This is a genomic window from Streptomyces sp. NBC_00057 (genome assembly GCF_045041165.1).
Taxonomy (GTDB): Bacteria; Actinomycetota; Actinomycetes; order Streptomycetales; family Streptomycetaceae; genus Streptomyces.
On the sequence record NZ_CP108256.1, the window covers coordinates 3,453,486 to 3,473,807 of the forward strand.

A 20,322-nucleotide genomic window follows, 5' to 3' on the forward strand; every position below is an offset into this window, starting at 1 on the left:
CCCCGGGGCCCTTCTTCTGTTCACTCGGTCTTCTTGCCACCACTGTCCTCGGGCGACGATCCCGGTGCGGGCGTCGGGGCGACGTCGATCGCGGTCGCCCCGCGCGGGGACGGCGCGTGCCTCAGGGCTTCCTCCTGCCCGTACGACCGCAGATAACCGACCACCGTATTGGTGACCGCGACCAGCGGCACCGCGACGACCGCTCCGCCGATGCCCGCGATCATGCCGCCCGCGGCGACCGAGAGGACGACGGCCAGCGGATGGACCCGCACCGCGCGTCCCAGGATGAACGGCTGCAGCACATGGCCCTCGATCTGCTGCACGGCGAGCACCACGAGCAGCACCATGAGCGCGGTGAACACGCCCTCGGTGACCAGCGCGACGACCACCGCGAGCGCTCCGGAGATCACCGCGCCGACCAGCGGGATGAAGGCGAAGAGAAAGATGAAGACGGCGAGCGGCACCGCCATCGGCACCTTGAGGAACCAGATCCCGAGGCCGATGAAGATCGCGTCGATCAGCGCCACCAAGACCGTGCCGCGCACGTAGGCGGTCAGGGTCCGCCAGGCGCGCGGCCCGGCGCCCGCGACACCCGGCCGGGCCTGTGCGGGCACCAGCTTCAGCACCCAGTGCCAGATGCGCTTCCCGTCGTACAGGAGGAAGAGCGTCGAGAACATCGCCAGCAGCATCCCGGTGAGGACCTCCACCATCACGGTGACGCCCTGCAGTCCGGCGGAGGTGATCTGTTCGGTGTTGGTGCCGATGGTGTCGCTGAGGTTCTTCGCGACGCCGTTGATCTGCTGCTCGGTGACATGAAAGGGGCTGTCGAGCAGCCAGTTCTTCAGGTCATCGATACCCGTCCGCACCTTGTCGGAGAGGGTGTCGATGTTGTCCATGACCTGCCAGACCACGAACCAGCCGACCAGCCCGATGATGACGAAGCCCAGGATCGCCGTGACCGCGGTGGCCAGTCCGCGCGGCAGACCGTACCGCCTCAGCCGGGCGACCGTCGGCTGAAGCATCGCGGTGACGAGCAGTGCGGCAACGAAGGCCAGAACCACCAGCTGTACGGCGCTGATGACCTTCATCAGCACATAGAGCGTGCCCGCCAGGACGAGCAGCCGCCAGCCCGCTTCGGCCGCGACGCGCATGCCCCAGGGGATCGCCGCGACCGGATCGGGCCGGGCCGCCACGAAGGGGGCGTACGCGGGAGGCGGCGGCACACGGTCGGCCACGGCGCCACGCCGGCCCGCCTCGGCCGGTACGGCTGTGACAGGCACGGCAGGCACGGAAGCGGCGGGTACGGCAGCGGCGGTCTCCGGCGGCTCGATCGGCGCGGCTTCGCCCCCCTCGCCCTCAGCCCCCTCGGCCTCGACCCTGCGCTGTTCCAGCCGCTCGCCCAGTTCGGTGAGTTCGGCGCCCAGACGGCCGAGCCACCCCGGAAGCTTCGACATGATCGTCCCTTTCCCCCGATTTCTCTCCCCACCGCTCCCCCGCCGAACCGGCCGGAACGACCGTACACGCGCGAAGCCCCTCGCCGTAGGACGGCGAGGGGCTTCGAGAGGTTGGGACCGGAACCTCGGAGGGTTCTAGTACCAGTGGTTGGCCTGCCAGAAGGACCAGGCACCGCACGGGCTCTGGTACTTGCCGTTCATGTAGCTGAGACCCCACTTGATCTGCGTGGCCGGGTTGGTCTGCCAGTCGGCACCGGCGGATGCCATCTTCGAGCCGGGCAGCGCCTGGACGAGGCCGTAGGCACCGGAGGACGGGTTGCTCGCCCGGTAGTTCCAGGTCGACTCGACGTTCACGATGTTGCTGAAGCACTGGAACTGGTCGGCGGGAACGATCTGCCGCGCCATCGCCTGGATTTCGGCCACGGTGTACGAGCCCTGCTGGGCGAACGTGGAGGCGCTGCGGGTCTCGGAACGGCTGGCGCGCTCTGCCGCGTCCTTCTTGGCCTGGCGCTCCTTCTCCAGCTTGTCCTCGGCCGCCTGCTTCTTCGACTCGGCGTCCTTGGCGGCCTGGATGCGGGCCGCTTCCTCCACGGACTTCTTCGCCGCCGCGTCGGCCGCGGATGCCTGGGCGTCGGCCTGCTGCGTCAGCGAGGCGGTCTGCACCTGGGCCTGCTGGCCCGCGGGGATGTCTGCGAGCAGCGTGGTGTCGGCTGCGGTCGCCTCGAAGTTGTTGTCATCGGCAGCGGGAGTGCTGCCCGAGGCAACGCCTACGACGGCGCCAACGGTGGTTACGGCTGTGGCAGATGCCACGGCGAACCCCCGGACCGAGATCCGGCTCACACGGTGTCCTTCCAGCATCGCCCGCTTAGGTGACCTCGCGGACGCAATCGTGCCCCTGGCGCTGGCCTCCCTACTGCTTGGGTCACGGGAGGCACGGACCCGGTGGGCAACTCCCCTGGGGGAGTGCCGCGTGGTGCTCGCGGGCGGCATACGGACGGCGATTGTTGAGTTGTGTGGTGCGTGGCACCTCTGGAGGTGCGGGTGTGCCGTATGCGGGGCCTGACGGAAGCAAGACTCTGCCGGAACGGCACGCCGGTAGGCAATTCTCCGTTGCGTGTGAAAGCTCACACCTCGTTTGGAGCAAGTGTTTTTCGGAAATGCCGCCGCAACATGATGCCGCCCGGCTAAGCTGCTTCGCTCGCCGGGCGGCACCAACTGTCGTATCCCGTATCAGATCTGACCTTCCTCCAGCATTTCGGTCACCAGCGCGGCGATCTGCGAACGCTCGGAGCGGCTGAGCGTGACATGCGCGAAGAGCGGATGGCCCTTCAGTTTCTCGACCACGGCGACGACTCCGTCGTACCGGCCGACCCTGAGGTTGTCCCGCTGGGCCACGTCATGCGTGAGCACCACCCGGGAATTCGCCCCGATCCGGGACAACACGGTCAGCAGTACGTTCCGTTCGAGGGACTGCGCCTCGTCGACGATCACGAAGGCGTCGTGGAGCGAGCGGCCCCGGATGTGGGTGAGCGGCAGGATCTCCAGCATGCCGCGCCCCAGCACCTCCTCGATCACCTCGCGTCCGGCGACCGCCGAGAGCGTGTCGAAGACGGCCTGCGCCCAGGGGCTCATCTTCTCGGCCTCGGTGCCGGGGAGATAGCCCAGTTCCTGCCCGCCGACCGCGTACAACGGGCGGAAGACCATCACCTTCTGGTGCTGCCTGCGCTCCAGGACGGCTTCGAGACCGGCACAGAGCGCCAGCGCCGACTTGCCGGTGCCGGCCCTGCCGCCCAGCGACACGATGCCGACGTCCTGGTCGAGGAGCAGATCGAGCGCGATGCGCTGCTCGGCGCTGCGGCCGTGGATACCGAAGACCTCCCGGTCGCCGCGCACCAGGCGCACATTTCCCTCGGCGGTGACCCGGCCGAGCGCCTTGCCGCGCTCGGACTGGAGGACCAGTCCGGTGTGCACGGGCAGTTCGGCGGCTTCGGGTACGTACAGCGTCTCCTCCCCGTAGAGCAGATCCACCTGCTCGGCGGCGAGGGGCAGTTCCGACATTCCCGTCCAGCCGGAGTCGGTGATGGCGAGTTCGGCGCGGTACTCCTCGGCGAGGAGGCCGACCGAGGACGCCTTGATACGCAGCGGCAGGTCCTTGGAGACGACCGTGACGTCGTACCCCTCGGCCTGGAGGTTGCGCGCGACCGCGAGGATCCGTGAGTCGTTGTCCCCCAACCGGTAGCCGGCGGGCAGGACGCCGGGGTCGGAATGGTTGAGTTCGACGCGCAGTGTCCCGCCCAGATCCCCGAGCGGGATCGGGGCATCCAGCCGGCCGTACCGGGTCCGGAAGTCGTCCAGCAGACGCAGGGCCTGCCGGGCGAAGTACCCCAGCTCCGGGTGGTGCCGTTTGGCCTCCAGTTCCGTGACCACGACGATCGGGAGCACGACTTCGTGCTCGTCGAACCGGGCCATGGCGTTCGGATCGGCCAGCAGGACGCTGGTGTCGAGAACATAGGTGCGCCTGTCGGACATGCGGCGCTTTGTGCTGGTCACCACGGAAGGACGTACCCCCTCGGACGAGGTTGGGGTGCGACGGCGTCGCGGAGCATCCCAATGGGAGAGGACGGACCGGGCTGCGGCCCCGATGCACGGGCCGAGCATCGGCCCTCCGCGTCGGCCGCACTGTATGTACGGTCCTTCGTGTGCAAGAGGCCTCCCGGGCGAGCGGACTCCATGCCGCTCACTTGGACACGACGTCCGCCTGGTTGGTGACCGGACATCGACCTGTCAGGGGTATTCCCTCGAACACGCGAAGCCATGCCGCCCCGGGGCGGGCGGTGAGCTGGGAGTGGTGCCCCCGGGCCTGTGGGTTCGGGCACACCACCCGAATGGCTCCGTCCGCAGAGCTCCCCCATCGCCTCAAGGCATGGGAGGGACCCCCTCGACGGGCTGGAAAGGGGCCGTGGGGGCGCGCCACCACGAGACGAACGACGGGCGGCAACACTCGAGCCCGTCCGGCGATCGCGGACGGGACCGGTACCGCGGGAGCGGCGCCCTGTCGGGGCCGAGCCCCGTAAGGCGGCGGTGTCAGCCGCCGTAGCGGCGATGGCGGGCTGCGTAGTCGCGCAGGGCTCGCAGGAAGTCGACGCGGCGGAACGCCGGCCAGAAGACCTCACAGAAGTAGTACTCGGAGTGCGCGCTCTGCCAGAGCATGAACCCGGACAGCCGCTGCTCGCCGCTGGTACGGATCACCAGGTCCGGGTCGGGCTGGCCCCGGGTGTAGAGGTGCTCGGAGATCAGGTCGGTGGAGACGATCTCCGCCAGGTCCTCGAAGGACGTCCCCTTGGCGGAGTGGTCCAGCAGCAGCGAGCGGACCGCGTCCGCGATCTCCTGGCGCCCGCCGTAGCCGACGGCGACATTGACCAGTATCCCGTCGATGTCGGCCGTGGCCTGCTCGGCCTCCTTGAGCACGGTCTGGGTATGGGCGGGCAGCAGATCGAGCGTGCCGACGTGGTGGACCCGCCAGCGCCCGTCCGCCGCGAGGTCGCGCACGGTGTTCTCGATGATGCCGAGGAGCGGGGTCAGCTCGGATTCGGGCCGGTCGAAGTTGTCCGTGGAGAGCAGCCAGAGAGTGACGACTTCCACATCGGTCTCACTGCACCAGCCGAGCAGCTCCTGGATCTTGTCCGCACCGGCCTGGTGCCCCTGCGCGGCCGTGCCGCCGGACGCCTTCGCCCAGCGCCGGTTGCCGTCGAGGATGACGCCGATGTGCTTGGGCACCTGGGTGTGGTCGAGGCGGGCCTCCACCCGGCGCGCGTAGAGCCCGTACACCAGGTCGCGCAAGTTCACTGAGTTCACCTCTCGGTCCGTGCGGGCCCGCCCGCCCCATTGCCCGGGGTCCGGGGTCGTCCCCCTGGGGATCGCCGCACTACTCCGCAGAGTCCATCGCCGCGCTGTGCCGTGGCAGTCCCCGAAGTCGCCACATTACTGCGCAGGCGGCGCACCGGCCCAACCCGGCCTGTCACAAGTCCGTGATAAGGAGAGAAACGTGACTGATTCTCCTCTCTTCTACCAGGCCGCCGGTTCGCGCTACGACTCCATGGAGTACCGCCGCACCGGCCGCAGCGGTCTCAAGCTCCCGGCCATCTCCCTCGGCCTCTGGCACAACTTCGGCGACGACCGCACGCTGGACTCCCAGCGGGCGATCCTGCGCCGCGCTTTCGATCTCGGGGTGACCCACTTCGATCTGGCCAACAATTACGGGCCGCCGCCCGGCTCCGCCGAGCTCAATTTCGGCAAGATGTTCCGGCAGGACTTCGCCCCGTACCGGGACGAGCTGATCATCTCCACCAAGGCCGGCTACGACATGCACCCCGGCCCGTACGGCGAGTGGGGCTCCCGCAAGTACCTGCTGTCGTCGCTCGACGCCTCGCTGAAACGGATGGGGCTCGACTACGTCGACATCTTCTACTCCCACCGCTTCGACCCGGACACTCCGCTGGAGGAGACGATGGGGGCGCTGGCCTCCGCCGTACAGCAGGGCAAGGCGCTGTACGTGGGTGTGTCCTCGTACAACGCGGAGCAGACCGCCGAGGCGGCCCGGCTGCTCAAGGAGATGGGTGTACCGGCACTGATCCACCAGCCGTCCTACTCGATGATCAACCGCTGGATCGAGGACGACGGGCTGCTCGACACCCTGGAGACGGCCGGCATGGGCTGCATCTCCTTCGTGCCGCTCGCCCAGGGCCTGCTCACGAACAAGTACCTGACGGGCATCCCGGAGGGCTCGCGCGCCACCCAGGGCAAGTCCCTGGACCCGGGCCTGCTCTCCGACGAGGTGCTGCGCCGGCTGAACGGACTGAACGACGTCGCCCAGCGGCGCGGGCAGTCACTCGCCCAGCTGGCACTCAGCTGGGTGCTGCGGGACAGCCGTATGACGTCGGCGCTGATCGGCGCTTCGAGCGTGAAGCAGCTGGAGGAGAACGTCGCGGCGCTTGCCGGGGCGCCGCTGTCCGCCGAGGAGCTGAAGGAGATCGACACCTTCGCCGTGGACACCGCGGGCACCAACATCTGGGCCGGACGGAGCTGACCGGGGGCGGCCTTCGCGGGGCCGATACGTAGTCGGCACGCGGCCGCCACGCGGTGCGCACAGCCGGCCCACAAAAAAACGGGCCGGTCCGTGGGGGGGGGATACGGACCGGCCCGAGGGGGGGTTTCCACCATAACCCTTCGTAAGTGATGCTGCGTGCCACGCCACTCCATAATTACTCTCCGAATTCGCCGGACTCCGGTGCGAGCACGGCATCCGGTGGGGTCTCAGTGGCCGCCGACCGGCTTTACGCAGCCGGTTCCTTCGAGGTAGCGGCCGTGGGCCTCGGCCTTGACGAGCCCGTTGACCACGCCGTCCAGGGCCCCCTCCGCACAGATCGGGCCGAGTTCGATGACGAACGTGTTGCGGTGGGGGCCGAAGGTGCCGGTGGAGATGGTCTCGGGCCCGTATCCCAGACCGGCGAGTGCCTCATGGAGCTGGGACTCGGTGGTCTTGCGGCCCTAGCCGGCGAGGGCGGGAGTCAGGAGGAGCACCGACGCGGTGGCGAGAGCCTTGGCTGTACGTCTCGCAGAGGTCATGGGCCGAGTATGGGACAGGGCCTGACCTGATGGGCCGCTAGTTTCCGAATCATGACGACACGAACCGCGACCGTGACCTGGACCGGGGCGAACGCGCGCCGGATGGAACGTCAGGGGCTCGCCGCCCCGGTGCACCTCACCCCGGCCGATGTGGTCGGCGCGCTGCCGGCCGCGCACGCCCAGGTGCTGTCGGCCGCCGAGCTCTCCGTCGGGCTGCGGACGGCGGGCGCGACCCGTACCGATGTGCGCGAGGCGCTGTGGACCGAGCGCACCCTGGTCAAGACGTACGGGCCGCGCGGCACCGTCCATCTGCTGCCGATGGCCGAACTGCCCATGTGGACGGGTGCGTTGTCCGCCGTACCGGCCGGGCGCAATCCGTTCCCCGAGGATGTACGGATGACGCCGGAGCAGACCGAGGCCGTGCTCACCGCGATCGCGGACGCGCTGACCGGGGCTGAGCTGACCGTCGACGAGCTCTCGGATGCGGTGGTGGAACGTGCCGGGGCATGGGCCGGGGACCGGGTGATGCCCGCGTTCCAGGGCATGTGGCCGCGCTGGCGGCAGGTGATGCATCGTGCGGGTCACCGCGGCACGCTGTGCTTCGCGCCCGGTCGCGGCCGCAAGGTCACCTATGCCCGCCCGGACGCCGTCCCGCTCGACGGTCCGGAGGCGCTCGCCCGTCTCGTGCGCCGCTATCTGTACGCGTACGGTCCGGCCACGCCCCAGCACTTCGCGAAGTGGCTCGCGGCGCCGCAGCGTTGGGCCGCGGAGCTGTTCGCGGGGATGGCCGCGCGCGGGGAGATCGATGAGGTCGTGTACGAGGGGGAGCCGGCCTGGCTGGTGGCGGGCGACACCGCGTTTCCGGTGGAGCCGGTGCGCGGGGTGCGGCTGCTCCCCTACTTCGACGCGTATCTCATCGCGTCCCAGCCGCGCGAGAAGCTCTTCGCCGGGGTGGCGTACACCCGTGCGCTGGCGGGTGGCCAGGCGGGGAACTTCCCGGTGCTGCTGATCGACGGGACCGTAGCCGGGGTGTGGCACCAGCGCCGGTCGGGCCGGCGGATCGCGGTGACGGTGGAGCCGCTGTCACCGCTCACGGCCGGGCAGCTGCGGGGGCTGGAGGAGCAGGTGGCGCGGGTCGGCGAAGTGCTTGAGGGTGAGCCGGAACTGACGGTGGGGAAGGTGGCGGTGGGGCCGCACGCATAGCGCCTGCCGACGCGGCCGGTGCTGCGACAGCGTTGGTTCACCGGGCCCGTCCGGTCGCCGTATTGTCCTCGATCACCGGACGGGCCGGACATCAGCACATCAGCCCCTCGCCGGTGCGCCCCGGTGGCCGCGGGTGAAGCGGATCGACACGGTGTCACCGCCGATGACCACGAAGCGTCCGCCCTCGCACCGGATGACGGCCTCGTGCACCTCGCCCTTCTCGTCCCTGCGCTCCTCGGTGCGGGTGACGGTCCAGCCGCCGTCGGGCGGCTGCGGCAGGTTCGACACGGCGGTGAACTCCCACTGCCCCGACGGTACGCACCAGTCGGGCAGCCTCGGCCAGGCACCGGGGCCGACATGCAGGGTCCCGTCGGAGGCACAGGTCAGGAGCACCGACTGGCCGTCGGCCAGCAGGAATTCGACGGCTTCCGGCTCCCCCATCCGCCCCTCCGGCCGGTAGAAGACGCCGAGCACTCCGACGATCCGTGCTCCGCTGAGCCAGTCGGCCTTCCCCTGCCGCGGGACACGCGGTGCTTCCCCTTCGTTCCCCACCCTCATGGCCGGTTCCCTCCCATGCGCTCACCGTCCAGGGTCGCATCCTCCGGGCGAAAGCAGGGCGGCACGGCCTACTCCGGTTTACGGGCCTCGGTCTTGCGGGCCTCCATCAGGAATCGGGTGGTGTGGGCCACGAACGGCCCCTCGGTCTCGATCCGGTGGTGCAGCGCGGCCAGTTTCGGCCGGTACTCCTCGACGGTGAAGCCCGGCACCATCCAGATCACTTTCCGCAGGAAGTAGGGCGGTGGCAGCGCGACCTCGATACGGCGGGGCGGGCGGCAGGCCGAGCGGCGGTCAGGCGGCCAGTCCGCCGAGCAGTATGCCCAGCAGCGCGCCCGTGATCATGAAAGGTCCGAACGGGATGCCGGTCTTGCGCCCGGCCCGCTTCAGGACCATCAGCCCGAACCCGTACACCGCACCGAGCAGGAACCCGGCGAAGCCCCCGGCGAACACCACGGCCCAGCCGTACCAGCCGAGGGCCACACCCAGCGACAGGGCGAGCTTGACGTCTCCGAAGCCCATACCGTTCGGGTTGATGAGGAAGAGCAGGAAGTAGAAGGCGCCGAGGGCCGCACCGCCGAGCAGGGCGGACAGCCAGGATCCGCCGTGCTCCGGGAGCAGCTCCGCAACGCCCAGAAGTACGGCGGCCGTCCCCGCGGCGGGCAGGGTCAGCCGGTCGGGCAGGCGGTGGACGCGGCTGTCGATGGTCGCGAGGAGTACGCCGACGGGGGCCAGCAGCAGCCAGACGGCGAGCTCGGGCCGGAGTCCGGTGGCCGCCGCGAGCGCGGCGCAGGCGAGCGCGGTGACGACGGGGACGAGGACACCGGGGGCGTAACGCGCCGCGGGCTGCCCGGTGCCTTCCTCGTCGCTCCGGTCTCCCGGCTCGGCGCCGGAAGCGGTGGCCACCGGCACCGCCGCCGCGCACAGGGCGCACCGGGTGGAGCCGAGCCAGCCGCGGGCGGCCCCGGTCAGGGCGTGGCCCGCGGGGCAGGTGTCCCGCCAGGCTTCCTCCGGTTCGACGGAGAACCGGTAGGCGGCGCGCGGGACCAGCAGTCCGGCCGCTGCGCCCCAGAGTGCGGCGAGCACTGTCAGCATGGCGTACACGGAGCCGACCCTAGGCGGGTGCCGGGCACGGGTCATGGGTCCTGGGGCCCACTGCGCACCGTTGTGGACCCAGCGGCCGTCACCGGGCGCTACCGTCTTGGCCATGGCTCAATGGCGCAATGGAAATGGGACGTTGACGGTCACCGATCCACAGGGGGGGCAGGAGCCGGAGATACCGCTGCGGATCGCGGCCACGTACCGGACCAGGAGCCGCGGGCTGCTCGGGCAGGACGGGATCGACGGCGCCCTGCTGATCACCCCGTGCGGGAGTGTGCACACCTTCCGGATGCGGTTCACCATCGATGTGGCGTACCTGGACCGGAAGTTCAACGTGGTCGCCGTCCACACGATGAAGCCGGGCCGGCTCGGGATGCCGCGGCTGCGGGCCCGTCATGTGATCGAGTCGGAGGCCGGGGCGATGGAGAAGTGGGGACTGCGGCCGGGGGCGCGGGTGCGGATCGTCCAGACGCAGGAGAGCCGGGGCTGAGGCGTGGGCGGCCGGGCTGCCCTCACGTACCGGGCAGCCGGGCCGCTCTCACACCCGCCCCGGCCCTGACCGGGCTCACACACCGGCTCGCGCTCACGGCGGGCCGGAGCCGAGCAGCGTCCACGCCCCGTAGGCCGCCGAAGCCACCGCGAGCACGGCGACGACCGTCACCGTACGGGCCGTGGTGCGCAGCCGCAGCAGCGCGACGGCGGGCGGGAGGAGCAGCGGGAACGCGGGCATCATCAGCCGCGGCCTGGACCCGAAGTACCCGGAGCCGATCAGCGCGATGACGACGACGGCGATGCAGTAGGCGAGTACGGGGAGCGGCTGGCGCTGCCGTACGCACAGGAACACCACCCATCCCAGGCCCACCAGCGCCGCGCACAGCCCGAGCGCGCCGGGCAGCGGCAGCCCGAGGATGAACGAGGCGAGCGCCACGCCTCCGTCGATGCTGTTGCCCCACTGTGCCTGGACGTCGAAGTACGCGAACGGGCTGCCCTCCCGTACGGCGACGAACACCACGTACGCGAGCCAGCCCAGCGGCGCGAGTGCGGTACCGGTCAGCATCCGTGCGTTGCGGCGGACGATGCCGTCCGTCCGGCCGGCCCGGTACTCCCGCACGAGCGTGACCGCGGCGGTGATCGCGAGGGCGGCGATGAGCGCAGCCGCGGAGGGCCTGGTCAGCCCGGCGAGTACGCACAGGGCGCCCGCCACGATCCAGCGCCGGGTCAGTACGGCGTAGAGCGTCCAGGCGGCGAACGCGGTGAACAGTGTTTCGGTGTACGCCATCGACTGGACGAACGCCGTCGGGTACACGCCCCACAGCGCGGCCAGCACCACCCCTGCCCGACGCCCGTACAGATGCGCCCCGACGGAGTGGATCCCCCAGGCGGCGAAGAGCGCGGCGACCCAGGCGACCAGCAGTCCGGCGCCCGCGAGGGAGAGCGGGGTCAGCTCGGCGATGCCGCGTTCCAGAGCGGGCAGCAGGGGGAAGAAGGCCAGGTCGGAGTGGATGTCGCCGTTCGGGAGGGCGACGGTGTAGCCGTAGCCGTTCTCGGCGATCCGCTGGTACCAGACGGAGTCCCAGCGCTCGGCAAGGAGGTGGAAGGCGCTCTTGTCGGCGCCGGCCGCGGCGGCGGCGAAGACGATGAGACCGATCAGACGCACGGCCGCGTACGCCCCGAGGGCCGGTGCCGCCGCCGCGAGGGCCGTGGCGAGGCGGCCGCGGACGGGGGGATGCGGCGGTTGCGGCTGCGTTCGGCTGCTGCGCTGCCGTACGAGCTGCTGTGCGGGGGCGGTGGCCTGAGCGGCCGGATCGTCGTCGGGCATGCTGCCGATTATCTCCGCAGCGGGTGGCCCCACCCGCCACGGGCCGGGCAGCGGCGCCCGGCTACGGGCGGAGCCTGGTCCGGGAGAGCGGCAGGGCGGGAGCGATCGACCAGAGGACCTCGTCCTCGCCCGGGTTGTCCCAGACGCGTGCGGCGCGGGCCGAGAAGGCCGTCGCGTCACCGGCCTCCAGGAACCTGGGTTCGCCGTCCACGCTCAGCCGCAGCGTGCCGCGGACCAGGTGGGCGAAGACGGTCTCGGCCTCCAGGCTGTACGCGCCGCCCGAGCTGCCGCCGGGCCGCAGGATCGTCCGCATGACCTGGACGTGGCGCTCCTCGGCGGGCATGAGCAGGAACTCCTCGATGCCGTGCCCGCCCATCTCCGGCTCGGCGTTCGTTGGGCCCGGCTTTGGGGCCAAGGGCCCAGGTCACCCGGCCCGTACAGCCGTACGCTCACGCCACACCCGAATGCAGAACTACGGGCACAGGCATGGCAAGTGAGCGTCGGAGAGGAAGAACCGTGGCTGGTGGCGGGGGCTGGGGAAGCGGAAGCGCGGGCCACATACCACCGGGGGGCGGGGGTGGTGGTTCCGGCGTGAGCGGAGGCGCGTTCTTCGCACTGACCCGTAGTTGGGCCGCCGGTGCTCTGGTCTACATCGCCGCCGGATATCTGGTGTCGCGCGGGCTCGTCGAGATGCTCGCCACCGATGAACGGCTCGCGTCCTTCGGCTGGCGCCTCGCCCTGCTGCATGTGCCGAACGTCATCACGACCGTGCTCACGGTCCTGGCATCGGCCCGCGTCCTGCCCGACGAACAGCGCGAGTCCCGCCTTCTGACGCTGCTCGCCTCCCTGGGTGTCCCGCTGGCCGCGCTCGCCTACGGATTCGCCGTGTCCTGGCATCTCATGGGCTTCGAGGGCACGTTGATGCCGATCGTCTCGCTGGTGACCGGTTCGGCCGCGGGGCTGGCCGTCGACCGGCTGCTGGACGACCGCGAGGAAGAGTCGCCCGCGCCGTACCAGCCGTACTCCTGGCGGGACGGCGGAGCCACCGCCCTGGAGTACCTCGGGGTGATCGTCCTCGTCGTCACGATGATCGGCGCGATGGCGATGGCGGGCGTCGGCGGGCAGATCGGGGAACGCATCCGCTGTGCGATCAAATCGATGGGCGGCGGCGGTGCCGGCTGCTCCACCGGCGGCGGGGACACCACCGCGAAGCCGAAGACGGACGCCGACTACGAGCCCAAGATGTGCCAGGTCTCCAGCATCTCCGACACCGTCGGTGACAAGGTCAAGATCGGCTGGTTCGAGTGGGGCAACGAGTACGGCTTCCAGCAGAAGGTCAGCCAGGCCAAGACGGATGTGAACGAGGACGGCAAGGTCGACGAGAACGACAAGCTGGTCTACATGACGTTCACGGACGCCGCCTCGGCGGGCGCCACCGCCAGCACCCCCGGCGTCAAGCTCGGCAAGCTGGGCAAGGCCGATGTGGACGTCGGCGGCGGCATCAAGATCACCAACGGTGACACCTGGGTCTTCAAGAGCGAGGAGGACGCCAAGAAGATGCGGGACGACATCGAGGAAATGAAGATGTGGGAGACCTCCACCAAGTACAGCGGTGGCTACGGCGGCGGCTGGTACTCGGGGATGAAGTGGGCCGACAAGAAGAAGGACGTCGAGAACAAGATCGGTGACAAGAAGATCTCGTACTCGACCGTCGGCCTCAATGTGTACGCGGACGGCGGCCTCTCCATCAGCGCGGGCGACGAGACCAAACTCGGTGCCAAGCTCGGCGGCAAGGCCAAGTTCTCCCCCGAGGTGACCATCACCAAGGACGACGTCAACGGCAACGAGTCGTACACGTACACCGCCAAGCTCGAACTGGAGGGCAAGGTCGGCGGTTCGGCCGGCCCGCTCGGCGGCACAGCCGCCGCGAAGAACAACCGGACCGGAGCGATCACCGTCACCCGCGACCAGAAGACCGGCAAGATCGTCCGCATCGACATGACCCAGACCGTCGAGAACGGCTCGACGTCCGACAAGGGCGACATCAGCGGCGACAACGGCGAGAAGGGCAAGGACAAGCGCGGCGGCAAGGTCAGCGGTACCGACCCCTCCGGCGAGACCGGCATCGAGGTCCGGACGAACTCGATCATCTTCGGCAAGGACACCGACAAGGCCACCGAGGACAAGCGGGCCGTCGCCGAGCAGTGGCTGGACGGCTCCGGCAACAACACCGCCCCGTTCGAGTACATGTTCGGCGACCACTCCATGCAGCAGAAGCCCACCGGAACCGACCCGTTCGACCAGCTGATGTTCCAGGACGGCCTGTCGAGCACCATGAAGTACCACGGTGAGACCGACGCCCAGGAGTTCGGCTTCGAGGTTTCGCTCGGCATGAGTCTCGGATTCTCCCTCTCGGACGAGCACAAGAAGGAGACACTGACAAACGCGCAGTTCCTCGGGGCTCCGCAGGGCGACAAGCGCTCGTACCTTCCGTACAGCTACTGCGCGAAGTAGTTCGTACACCGGGTACGGCTACGGTGCGCAGCAACCACGCACGACGACGAGGCGATAGGCGATGACGACGACGATGAAGATGTCCCGGGCAATCGGCGCAGCTGCTGCCGCCGCCATCGGCCTCGCCCTGCTCACCGGCTGCGGCGGCGACGCCGCCGCGGTCCCGGAGGGCTGGGGCAAGCTCGACACCAAGAGCCTCTCCGTCGGCTACCCCGAGAGCAAGGGCTACAAGGAGCAGCCCGCCTCCGACCGCGCGAAGGCCAACGCCGCCGTCGCGCTGAAGGAGGAGGGCGGGCTGCGCACCGGCATGGTCTCCGTGCAGCTCGACTTCGCCACGGGCGTGGACGACGCCGGTGAGGCGGCGGCTGCGGCGGGTGCCGGTATCGGTCTCGGGGCGACCCGGAAGGAAACCTCGGACGTGCGGCTGGCGGGTGCGGAGAGCGCCCGTGAGGCGCGCAGGATCGACTACGCGTTCACGTCGAGCGGCAAGGAGCGGACCCCGGCGCCGGGCACCGAGATGACGGGCGTCGTGGTGGCGGGCGTCGATTCGAAGGACGTGCCGTTCGCGGTCCGGATCAATGCGGTGAAGGGCTCGCTGAGCCGGCAGGACCTCGACGCGTTCGTCGATTCGATCACCGTCAAGTAGCGGATCAGAGGCGCTCGTTCATGCAGATCCTGCCCGGCGGCACGGCCACGTTCCTGCTTCTGTTCGGCCTGTTCCTCGGCGCGTTCGCCGTCCGCTCGGCGCTGCGTCTGCATCGGGTGCTGCGGCTGGTCCGGCACGGCGAACACGCCGAGGGCCGGTGCGCGGACCGCCGGACGGTCGACCGGGGGCCGGGCATGGACCGGAGTTACGTCACCGAGTACGTCTTCGCGTTCCGTACCCGCGACGGCCGCGACATCGAGTTCACCGACCGTGCCCCGGGCCCGTTCGGCTTCGAGGTCGGGGCGCCGGTCCGGGTCAGCTACGACCCGGCGGCCCCGTCGAAGCACTCCACGGTGGCGGGCCCGGGGGCGTGGGGGCCGATGGTGATGCCCGCGGTGTTCGCGGTCGTGCTGGGGGTGTTCGCGGTGGGGCTGCTGGCCGGGTTCGCGGCGATGCGGGGGTGGCTCTGACGGGTTTGGCTCTGCCGGGTTGGCTCTGAGACACGCCGCTCACGGGCGCGCAGGGGTCAGAACGTGGCCCGGTCGAACGGCACCGGGAGCTTTTCCAGCGCCCCGGCAGCCCGCAGTCGTGTGTTCGCCTCGATGATCGTCTCGATGGCCGGGGACTCCGTACCGCCACGGGTGAGGTCGATGACCAGTCCACCGTGTGTGGTGCGGACGTACGTGCCGGGCAGCCCCTCGGGTGCGAGGGCGGCACGGCCGGCGGAGAGAAAGACCGCACGGCCGCAGCGAGGGTCGCTGTTCGCCAGGTCGAACCGCTCGGCCACCGCCCGATACTGGGGCCTGTCGTACACCTGCCCGGCGTCGATCTCCCAGTTCTCCGCGAGGAGGCGCAGGATCTCCGGAGCGCGCCGGATCACCTCCGCGGTTTCGTCCACCTCGCGCGACCGGAAGGCGAGCGAGACGGAGTTCACCGCGTAGTGCGAGGTACTGCCCGCGTGAATCGCCATGGACACGCGCGCCGCAGGGAGGTTCTGCGCCCACAGCGACGTCGTGTAGCCCACCACGTCGAGGTCGGGGCCTGTGTTCTTCCGCTCGATGTACTCCGCCAGTGCGGGGACCGAGGGCTCCAGCACGGGATCGGACGGGAGGTCGTCACCGGCCTCGTGCCATACGTCGAACGTCGGGCCGTCGATGTCCTTGAGCGCGCTGAGCGTGCCGGACCAGCGTTCGGCGACGGCCTGAACGGATTCCCCGCGAAGGCCCCAGAAGCCGTTGACCACCACGTTCAGCACGACACGTTCTCCTCGGGCTCCGGTCTGTGGTTCCACACCCCGCCCGGCGTTCAGCCGGTCACGTCCCCCGGGGTGTGGATCACCTTAACCGGGATGCCCCGGTCCTCGAACATCTCTCGCGCCGCCTCGGCGACGTCCGGGTCGGACAGGTGCCACTCGACCGGCTTGCCACGTGCCGCGTCGACCTGACGGCGCGCCTGGTCCGCCCACCGGTCGGCGACCTTCGACGTGAGCGTCCCGGTGTCGGCGTTGTAGTAGTCCTTGCCCTTGTACCCGTATTTCGCTTCGAGGTAGGTGCCGCGCGAGGCGTCCCAGCCGTCGAAGTCGACCGGCTTTCCCGTGAGTTTGTCCAGCGGGACCCGGTACTCCTTTCCGCGGCCCACCTTGGAGATCTGCTCCTGATAACGGGCACCCATTTCGGTCGGGTAGCTCCAGACGCCCGGCTTGATTTCCTTCCAGTTGCCTTCCCCGCCGTCCTTGGCCCCGGCCGGCGGGTCCTTCAGGTCCTTGTACCAGGCCGGCTTCGGAAGGTTCTGGGCGCGCTCCAGCTCCTGCTTCCGCTTGGCCGCGGCCGCCGCCTTCTTCGCCTCGTCGGCCAGCCTCTGGGCCTCGTCGGCGGCCGCCTTCTTCTCCGGGTCGACCTCGTCGCACTTTCCGGTGAGGAAACCGGCGGGCACGGACGTGCGGGCCGCGGCCATGACGCCGGTGCCCGAGCCGGGCAGTCCCATGCCCGCACCGCTGCCGTACGGGACTTGTACGCGGCCTCCCATGCCGACCGTGCAGCCCTTGAGCCCGGCCTGCTCGGCCGCATCGTCGGCGTGCTGCTGCGCTTCCTTCGCCGCTTTCTCGGCGCCCGCGACATCGCCCGCCTTGGCGGCCTTCTTCGCCTTGGACGCGGCTTCCGAGGCCTTCTCGGCCACTTCGCCGAGCTTGCCGAGTTTCCCGAGCTTGCCCAGCTTTCCGAACTTGCCGACAAGCTTGGCCTCGCCGTAGCCGGGAATGAACAGCGAGCCGATGTTCCACAGGCCGGTGCCGATCGCCTGGCCCTCGTCGCCCCTCTTCCACATGTCACGGACGTCGTCGCCGATGAACATGTCGTCCAGGACCTTCAGCCCGGTGCCGCCGGACGCCTTGGTCCAGTCCCAGACCGCACCGAGGTAGTCGCCCTCGGACCACTTGTCCCCGGCGTCCTTGGAGTCCTGGCTCCACTTGTCGCCGAGGCTCTTGCCGTAGTCCTTCAGGCCGTTCCACGCCTTGACGGGGTGGACGATCGTGTCGAAGGTACCGGTGATGTCGCCCCACAGCCCGTCGCCGACCAGGCCCTTGAAGAAGCCACCGGTCTGGTGTGCGGCACAGGAGAAGAAGGCGCCGACGCCGGAGGTGCAGCTCTCGCCGGGCTTCTCGTCGCCGCCGTTGCCGCCGTCGTCCACATCGTCGCCACCGTCCGGTTCCCCGGAGGTGTCCACGTCGTCACCGCCGTCGTCGACCTGGGTGGCGGTGTCGCCTCCGCCGGAGCCGCCGGAACCGGAGCCGGAGCCGCCGGCCGTATCGGAACCACCGGCCGCACTGGAACCACCGGCCGCGTCGGAACCACCGGCCCCGGAGCCGCCGGAGTCCGTACCGCCGCCGGCGACGGATCCGCCCGAGTCCGTACCCCCGGCCGCAGCCGCGCCACCCGCGTCCGAGCCGGCTCCCCCGGACTCCGTACCCCCGGAGTTCTCCCCGTCCCCCGCCACCACATCGCCCCCGGGCGCAGGGCACGCGCTTCCGGTCAGCTGACAGATCGCGTTCCGCATCTGACCGGTCAGCTGGGCGCCGATCCCCGTGGCGATGAGTCCGCCGATGAGAGCCACGACCACCAGGACCATGCCCAGGTATTCCATCGCGGTCTGACCGCCGTCGTCGCGGCGCCATTTGATCATCCGTGCGATGCTGAACGGCCGGTGCGGCAACCGCTGTTCGAGGGGAAGCTCGAACCAGTCGCGCGAGCTCGGCCGGAACAACATGATGACAACGGCGACGGGCATCACCAGCTGCGTCACGCCTCGCCCGCCGCCGTCCCCGCCGAGGGTCGCCAGCGCGCCGAGGGTGAGCCAGACATGTACGGCCAGAAGTCCGCGCCAGATCCAGACACCGCCGGTCCGCAGATACAGCGAGAGCACGAATGCGGTCACGCTCGGCAGCGCCGCGTACAGCAGCAGACCGAGCAACTGGCCGTCGACCTCATTGACCGCCGACGCCACCGTCAGCACACCGGCGCCACCCAGGACCGCGGCCGCGAAGAGGACCCGGACGAGGATCAGCACCGCCTGCAACGGGCGCGGCAACGGCTGCCTGCCCTGCTGAGCCACGGCAGCACCCCCACCGGCGCCACCCGAAACCGCAAATCCACCTATGCCAGACACGACGAGTCCCCCAGCTTGCCGGTGTGCAGCCATAGTTCAGCCACTCCACGCATCCGACCACATCGGCACCCTTCGGGCATGGGCCTCAGGACCCAATGCGAGGCTCAAAGTTGCTGATTCCGCACGGAGTTGCAGATACGCAGAAGGTCAGGGAACCGCCCCGCTACCGGCTGGGGACCTCACTCCCGAACAGCATCCACGGCGACTGTTCGAATGACGCCACTCCGGACAACTGCGGCTGCATCGCGGCGATTTCATGCCGCACAGCGAGCGTGTCCGGCCAACTGTCGAAGAATGTCGTGCCGTTGATGACGACGCTGCTCCAGTCGGTCGCCGCGGAAGCGCCCTCCCGGTCGACCACGAAGCCGATGCAGAGCAGGGAAGCCCGCCCTATCGCCTCCCTGATCGCCCGCGCGGCCACCTCCTGCTCGTCCCGCGTCAGCCGCCCGAATCCGAATTCGAGCGCGACGACTCCGTCTCCCATCCGCCGGATGCGCGCCGGAACTTCGGCTCCGCTGTTCACCCACAGCAGGAAGTCGACCCTGTCGAGCCGCTGCAGGCCGGCCAGGAGCACGAGCTGCTCCCTGGTCACCCACGAAAGGGTGCCCCACGGATCCGGCCCCGGGCCGAGGAGCGTGACCCGCCTCGTGACGGGGTGTCTGAGCCGTAGTCCTGCCGCGTCGAGATCACCGAAGAGCGACTCGGCATCCGGGCGGCTCCAGCCGAGGTGGTACGAGTAGAAGAAACCGTCACTCATCGACACATCACCCCAAGAAGTGGTGGAGCGTGAAGATCCAGGTGCGCATGGGCGCGCCGGACAGGCGCTCGTGGCGGGCGCCTGGTCAGGTGGGCTCATGGTTGGTCGCGTACGAGCGTAATGAGCTCCGCCCGCCCGGGCTTGGGCCCACGGACCCAGGGGCGGGCCCCAATGAAACAAAGCAATGGACGGGGAGCCGGAGATCGCACATCGTGTACGCCGATGACACGCACCGATTCGCCTCCCGCATGGGACGAGCGCACCCAGCTGGCCACCTTCCTCGACTACGCCCGCGACACCGCACGCGCAAAGTGTGAGGGCATCTCGCCCGACGATGCCCGCCGCGCCCCGCTGCCCGGCTCGCCCCTGATGACGGTCTCCGGACTGATCAACCACCTCAGCTGGGTCGAGTACTACTGGTTCGAAGTGGCCTTCCTCGGTGGCGAGGACGAAGGGCCGTGGACGGACGAGGACCCCGACCGCGAGATGCGCATCGCGGTGGACATGCCGCTCGCCGATCTGCTGTCGGAGTACGAGGCACGGACCACCCGCTATCGCGAACTGGTCGCCTCCACGAACCTGGACACTCCGGCGAAGCGCCCGCGCAGGGACGGCCGGCATCCCGATCTGCGCTGGATCGTGCTGCACCTGATCGAGGAGACCGCGCGGCACAACGGCCACCTCGACCTGATCCGGGAGATCGTCGACGGCACCACCGGCGTCTAGTACCGCATCAGGCAACGTTCGTCCTGTTGACCACCTCGCGGAGGCGTTTGTCGGCAGCGTGCTTGTTCCGCCGGATGATGCAGCGGCGGACCGTGCGGGCGGGTGCAGGTCGCCCGTCGGCGGGGCCGGGGTTCCCGGTCGGGGTCCTTGTGCCTCCCGCCGCGCTCGGCCCACTGCTGCCCGATGGGGCTGAAGGTTGAGCGGGCCGAATTCGTCCAGGCAGAAGGCGACGTCTGGCTCACCCCCGCACAGCCGGGCGACA

At 69.9% G+C, this 20,322-nt stretch carries 18 protein-coding genes and 2 pseudogenes; 7 read left to right on the forward strand and 13 right to left on the reverse strand.

The window, feature by feature from the left end:
* Positions 1-20: 20 nt before the first annotated feature.
* The 4 genes from OG953_RS15885 to OG953_RS15900 all read right to left on the reverse strand — a co-directional run bounded on the left by OG953_RS15885 (position 21) and on the right by OG953_RS15900 (position 5,300).
* Complete coding sequence (locus OG953_RS15885; RefSeq protein ID WP_405684916.1) at positions 21-1,454, reverse strand: AI-2E family transporter; 1,434 nt, start codon at positions 1,452-1,454, stop codon at positions 21-23.
* 135 nt (positions 1,455-1,589) lie between these two features.
* Positions 1,590-2,294 carry a lytic transglycosylase domain-containing protein gene (locus OG953_RS15890; protein ID WP_405684918.1) on the reverse strand — a complete coding sequence of 235 codons (705 nt, stop codon included), beginning with the start codon at positions 2,292-2,294 and terminating at the stop codon, positions 1,590-1,592.
* A 390-nt stretch (positions 2,295-2,684) separates the two neighbouring features.
* Positions 2,685-4,007 (reverse strand): PhoH family protein, encoded by a 1,323-nt coding sequence (locus OG953_RS15895; RefSeq protein WP_093896785.1) that lies wholly within the window; start codon positions 4,005-4,007, stop codon positions 2,685-2,687.
* Positions 4,008-4,538: 531 nt separating this feature from the next.
* Positions 4,539-5,300, reverse strand: a complete 762-nt coding sequence (locus tag OG953_RS15900; RefSeq protein ID WP_093896888.1) for an isoprenyl transferase — start codon at positions 5,298-5,300, stop codon at positions 4,539-4,541.
* Between the two features lie 199 nt (positions 5,301-5,499).
* Here OG953_RS15900 and mgrA point away from each other — a divergent pair, with 199 nt between their 5' ends.
* Together mgrA and OG953_RS15910 are read left to right on the forward strand one after the other, a co-directional pair.
* Positions 5,500-6,540 carry an L-glyceraldehyde 3-phosphate reductase gene (mgrA, locus tag OG953_RS15905; RefSeq protein ID WP_405684919.1) on the forward strand — a complete coding sequence of 347 codons (1,041 nt, stop codon included), beginning with the start codon at positions 5,500-5,502 and terminating at the stop codon, positions 6,538-6,540.
* Between the two features lie 590 nt (positions 6,541-7,130).
* Positions 7,131-8,282, forward strand: coding sequence for a winged helix DNA-binding domain-containing protein (locus OG953_RS15910; RefSeq protein ID WP_405684920.1), 1,152 nt, complete (start codon positions 7,131-7,133; stop codon positions 8,280-8,282).
* A 99-nt stretch (positions 8,283-8,381) separates the two neighbouring features.
* On the opposite strand, the gene OG953_RS15915 is transcribed toward OG953_RS15910, so the two are convergent.
* The 3 genes and pseudogenes from OG953_RS15915 to OG953_RS15925 all read right to left on the reverse strand — a co-directional run bounded on the left by OG953_RS15915 (position 8,382) and on the right by OG953_RS15925 (position 9,941).
* Entirely contained in the window at positions 8,382-8,840 is a 459-nt protein-coding gene (locus OG953_RS15915) for a hypothetical protein (RefSeq protein ID WP_405684922.1), read from the reverse strand.
* 68 nt (positions 8,841-8,908) lie between these two features.
* Positions 8,909-9,076, reverse strand: a pseudogene (locus tag OG953_RS15920) (SAM-dependent methyltransferase); the annotation flags it as partial.
* A 55-nt stretch (positions 9,077-9,131) separates the two neighbouring features.
* Positions 9,132-9,941, reverse strand: a complete 810-nt coding sequence (locus tag OG953_RS15925; protein ID WP_405691857.1) for a prepilin peptidase — start codon at positions 9,939-9,941, stop codon at positions 9,132-9,134.
* Positions 9,942-10,044: 103 nt separating this feature from the next.
* On the opposite strand from OG953_RS15925, the gene OG953_RS15930 reads away from it, so the two are divergent.
* Complete coding sequence (locus tag OG953_RS15930; protein WP_405684923.1) at positions 10,045-10,428, forward strand: DUF192 domain-containing protein; 384 nt, start codon at positions 10,045-10,047, stop codon at positions 10,426-10,428.
* 93 nt (positions 10,429-10,521) lie between these two features.
* Here OG953_RS15930 and OG953_RS15935 read toward each other — a convergent pair whose 3' ends face one another.
* Positions 10,522-11,757 carry a hypothetical protein gene (locus OG953_RS15935; RefSeq protein ID WP_405684924.1) on the reverse strand — a complete coding sequence of 412 codons (1,236 nt, stop codon included), beginning with the start codon at positions 11,755-11,757 and terminating at the stop codon, positions 10,522-10,524.
* A gap of 61 nt (positions 11,758-11,818) precedes the next feature.
* Entirely contained in the window at positions 11,819-12,172 is a 354-nt protein-coding gene (locus tag OG953_RS15940; RefSeq protein ID WP_405684925.1) for a cupin domain-containing protein, read from the reverse strand.
* A 101-nt stretch (positions 12,173-12,273) separates the two neighbouring features.
* Here OG953_RS15940 and OG953_RS15945 point away from each other — a divergent pair, with 101 nt between their 5' ends.
* The 3 genes from OG953_RS15945 to OG953_RS15955 all read left to right on the forward strand — a co-directional run bounded on the left by OG953_RS15945 (position 12,274) and on the right by OG953_RS15955 (position 15,387).
* Positions 12,274-14,271, forward strand: coding sequence for a hypothetical protein (locus OG953_RS15945; RefSeq protein WP_405684926.1), 1,998 nt, complete (start codon positions 12,274-12,276; stop codon positions 14,269-14,271).
* Positions 14,272-14,332: 61 nt separating this feature from the next.
* Positions 14,333-14,917 carry a hypothetical protein gene (locus tag OG953_RS15950; RefSeq protein ID WP_405684927.1) on the forward strand — a complete coding sequence of 195 codons (585 nt, stop codon included), beginning with the start codon at positions 14,333-14,335 and terminating at the stop codon, positions 14,915-14,917.
* 20 nt (positions 14,918-14,937) lie between these two features.
* A complete protein-coding gene (locus OG953_RS15955) occupies positions 14,938-15,387 on the forward strand; it encodes a DUF3592 domain-containing protein (protein ID WP_405684928.1) in 450 nt (149 codons plus the stop codon).
* Between the two features lie 56 nt (positions 15,388-15,443).
* On the opposite strand, the gene OG953_RS15960 is transcribed toward OG953_RS15955, so the two are convergent.
* From OG953_RS15960 to OG953_RS15970, 3 genes are all read right to left on the reverse strand, one after another.
* Complete coding sequence (locus OG953_RS15960; protein WP_266358373.1) at positions 15,444-16,172, reverse strand: Imm52 family immunity protein; 729 nt, start codon at positions 16,170-16,172, stop codon at positions 15,444-15,446.
* 50 nt (positions 16,173-16,222) lie between these two features.
* The gene (locus tag OG953_RS15965; protein ID WP_405684930.1) at positions 16,223-18,523 is read right to left on the reverse strand and encodes a Tox-REase-5 domain-containing protein; all 2,301 of its coding nucleotides are present in this window, start codon (positions 18,521-18,523) and stop codon (positions 16,223-16,225) included.
* Positions 18,524-18,740: 217 nt separating this feature from the next.
* Entirely contained in the window at positions 18,741-19,334 is a 594-nt protein-coding gene (locus tag OG953_RS15970) for a hypothetical protein (protein ID WP_405684931.1), read from the reverse strand.
* A gap of 222 nt (positions 19,335-19,556) precedes the next feature.
* Here OG953_RS15970 and OG953_RS15975 point away from each other — a divergent pair, with 222 nt between their 5' ends.
* On the forward strand, positions 19,557-20,060 hold the full coding sequence (locus tag OG953_RS15975) for a DinB family protein (protein WP_405684932.1): 504 nt from the start codon (positions 19,557-19,559) through the stop codon (positions 20,058-20,060).
* A gap of 89 nt (positions 20,061-20,149) precedes the next feature.
* Here OG953_RS15975 and OG953_RS15980 read toward each other — a convergent pair.
* Positions 20,150-20,303 (reverse strand): annotated as a pseudogene (locus OG953_RS15980) (IS630 family transposase); the annotation flags it as partial.
* Positions 20,304-20,322: the final 19 nt, after the last annotated feature.

Excerpts from the sequence above, each read along its gene's own strand:
- OG953_RS15885 (WP_405684916.1), bottom strand. The coding sequence starts at position 1,454 with ATGTCGAAGCTTCCGGGGTGGCTCGGCCGTCTGGGCGCCGAACTCACC.
- OG953_RS15910 (WP_405684920.1), top strand. The coding sequence starts at position 7,131 with ATGACGACACGAACCGCGACCGTGACCTGGACCGGGGCGAACGCGCGC.
- OG953_RS15915 (WP_405684922.1), bottom strand. The coding sequence starts at position 8,840 with ATGAGGGTGGGGAACGAAGGGGAAGCACCGCGTGTCCCGCGGCAGGGG.
- OG953_RS15930 (WP_405684923.1), top strand. The coding sequence starts at position 10,045 with ATGGCTCAATGGCGCAATGGAAATGGGACGTTGACGGTCACCGATCCA.
- OG953_RS15935 (WP_405684924.1), bottom strand. The coding sequence starts at position 11,757 with ATGCCCGACGACGATCCGGCCGCTCAGGCCACCGCCCCCGCACAGCAG.
- OG953_RS15950 (WP_405684927.1), top strand. The coding sequence starts at position 14,333 with ATGACGACGACGATGAAGATGTCCCGGGCAATCGGCGCAGCTGCTGCC.
- OG953_RS15955 (WP_405684928.1), top strand. The coding sequence starts at position 14,938 with ATGCAGATCCTGCCCGGCGGCACGGCCACGTTCCTGCTTCTGTTCGGC.
- OG953_RS15970 (WP_405684931.1), bottom strand. The coding sequence starts at position 19,334 with ATGAGTGACGGTTTCTTCTACTCGTACCACCTCGGCTGGAGCCGCCCG.
- OG953_RS15975 (WP_405684932.1), top strand. The coding sequence starts at position 19,557 with ATGACACGCACCGATTCGCCTCCCGCATGGGACGAGCGCACCCAGCTG.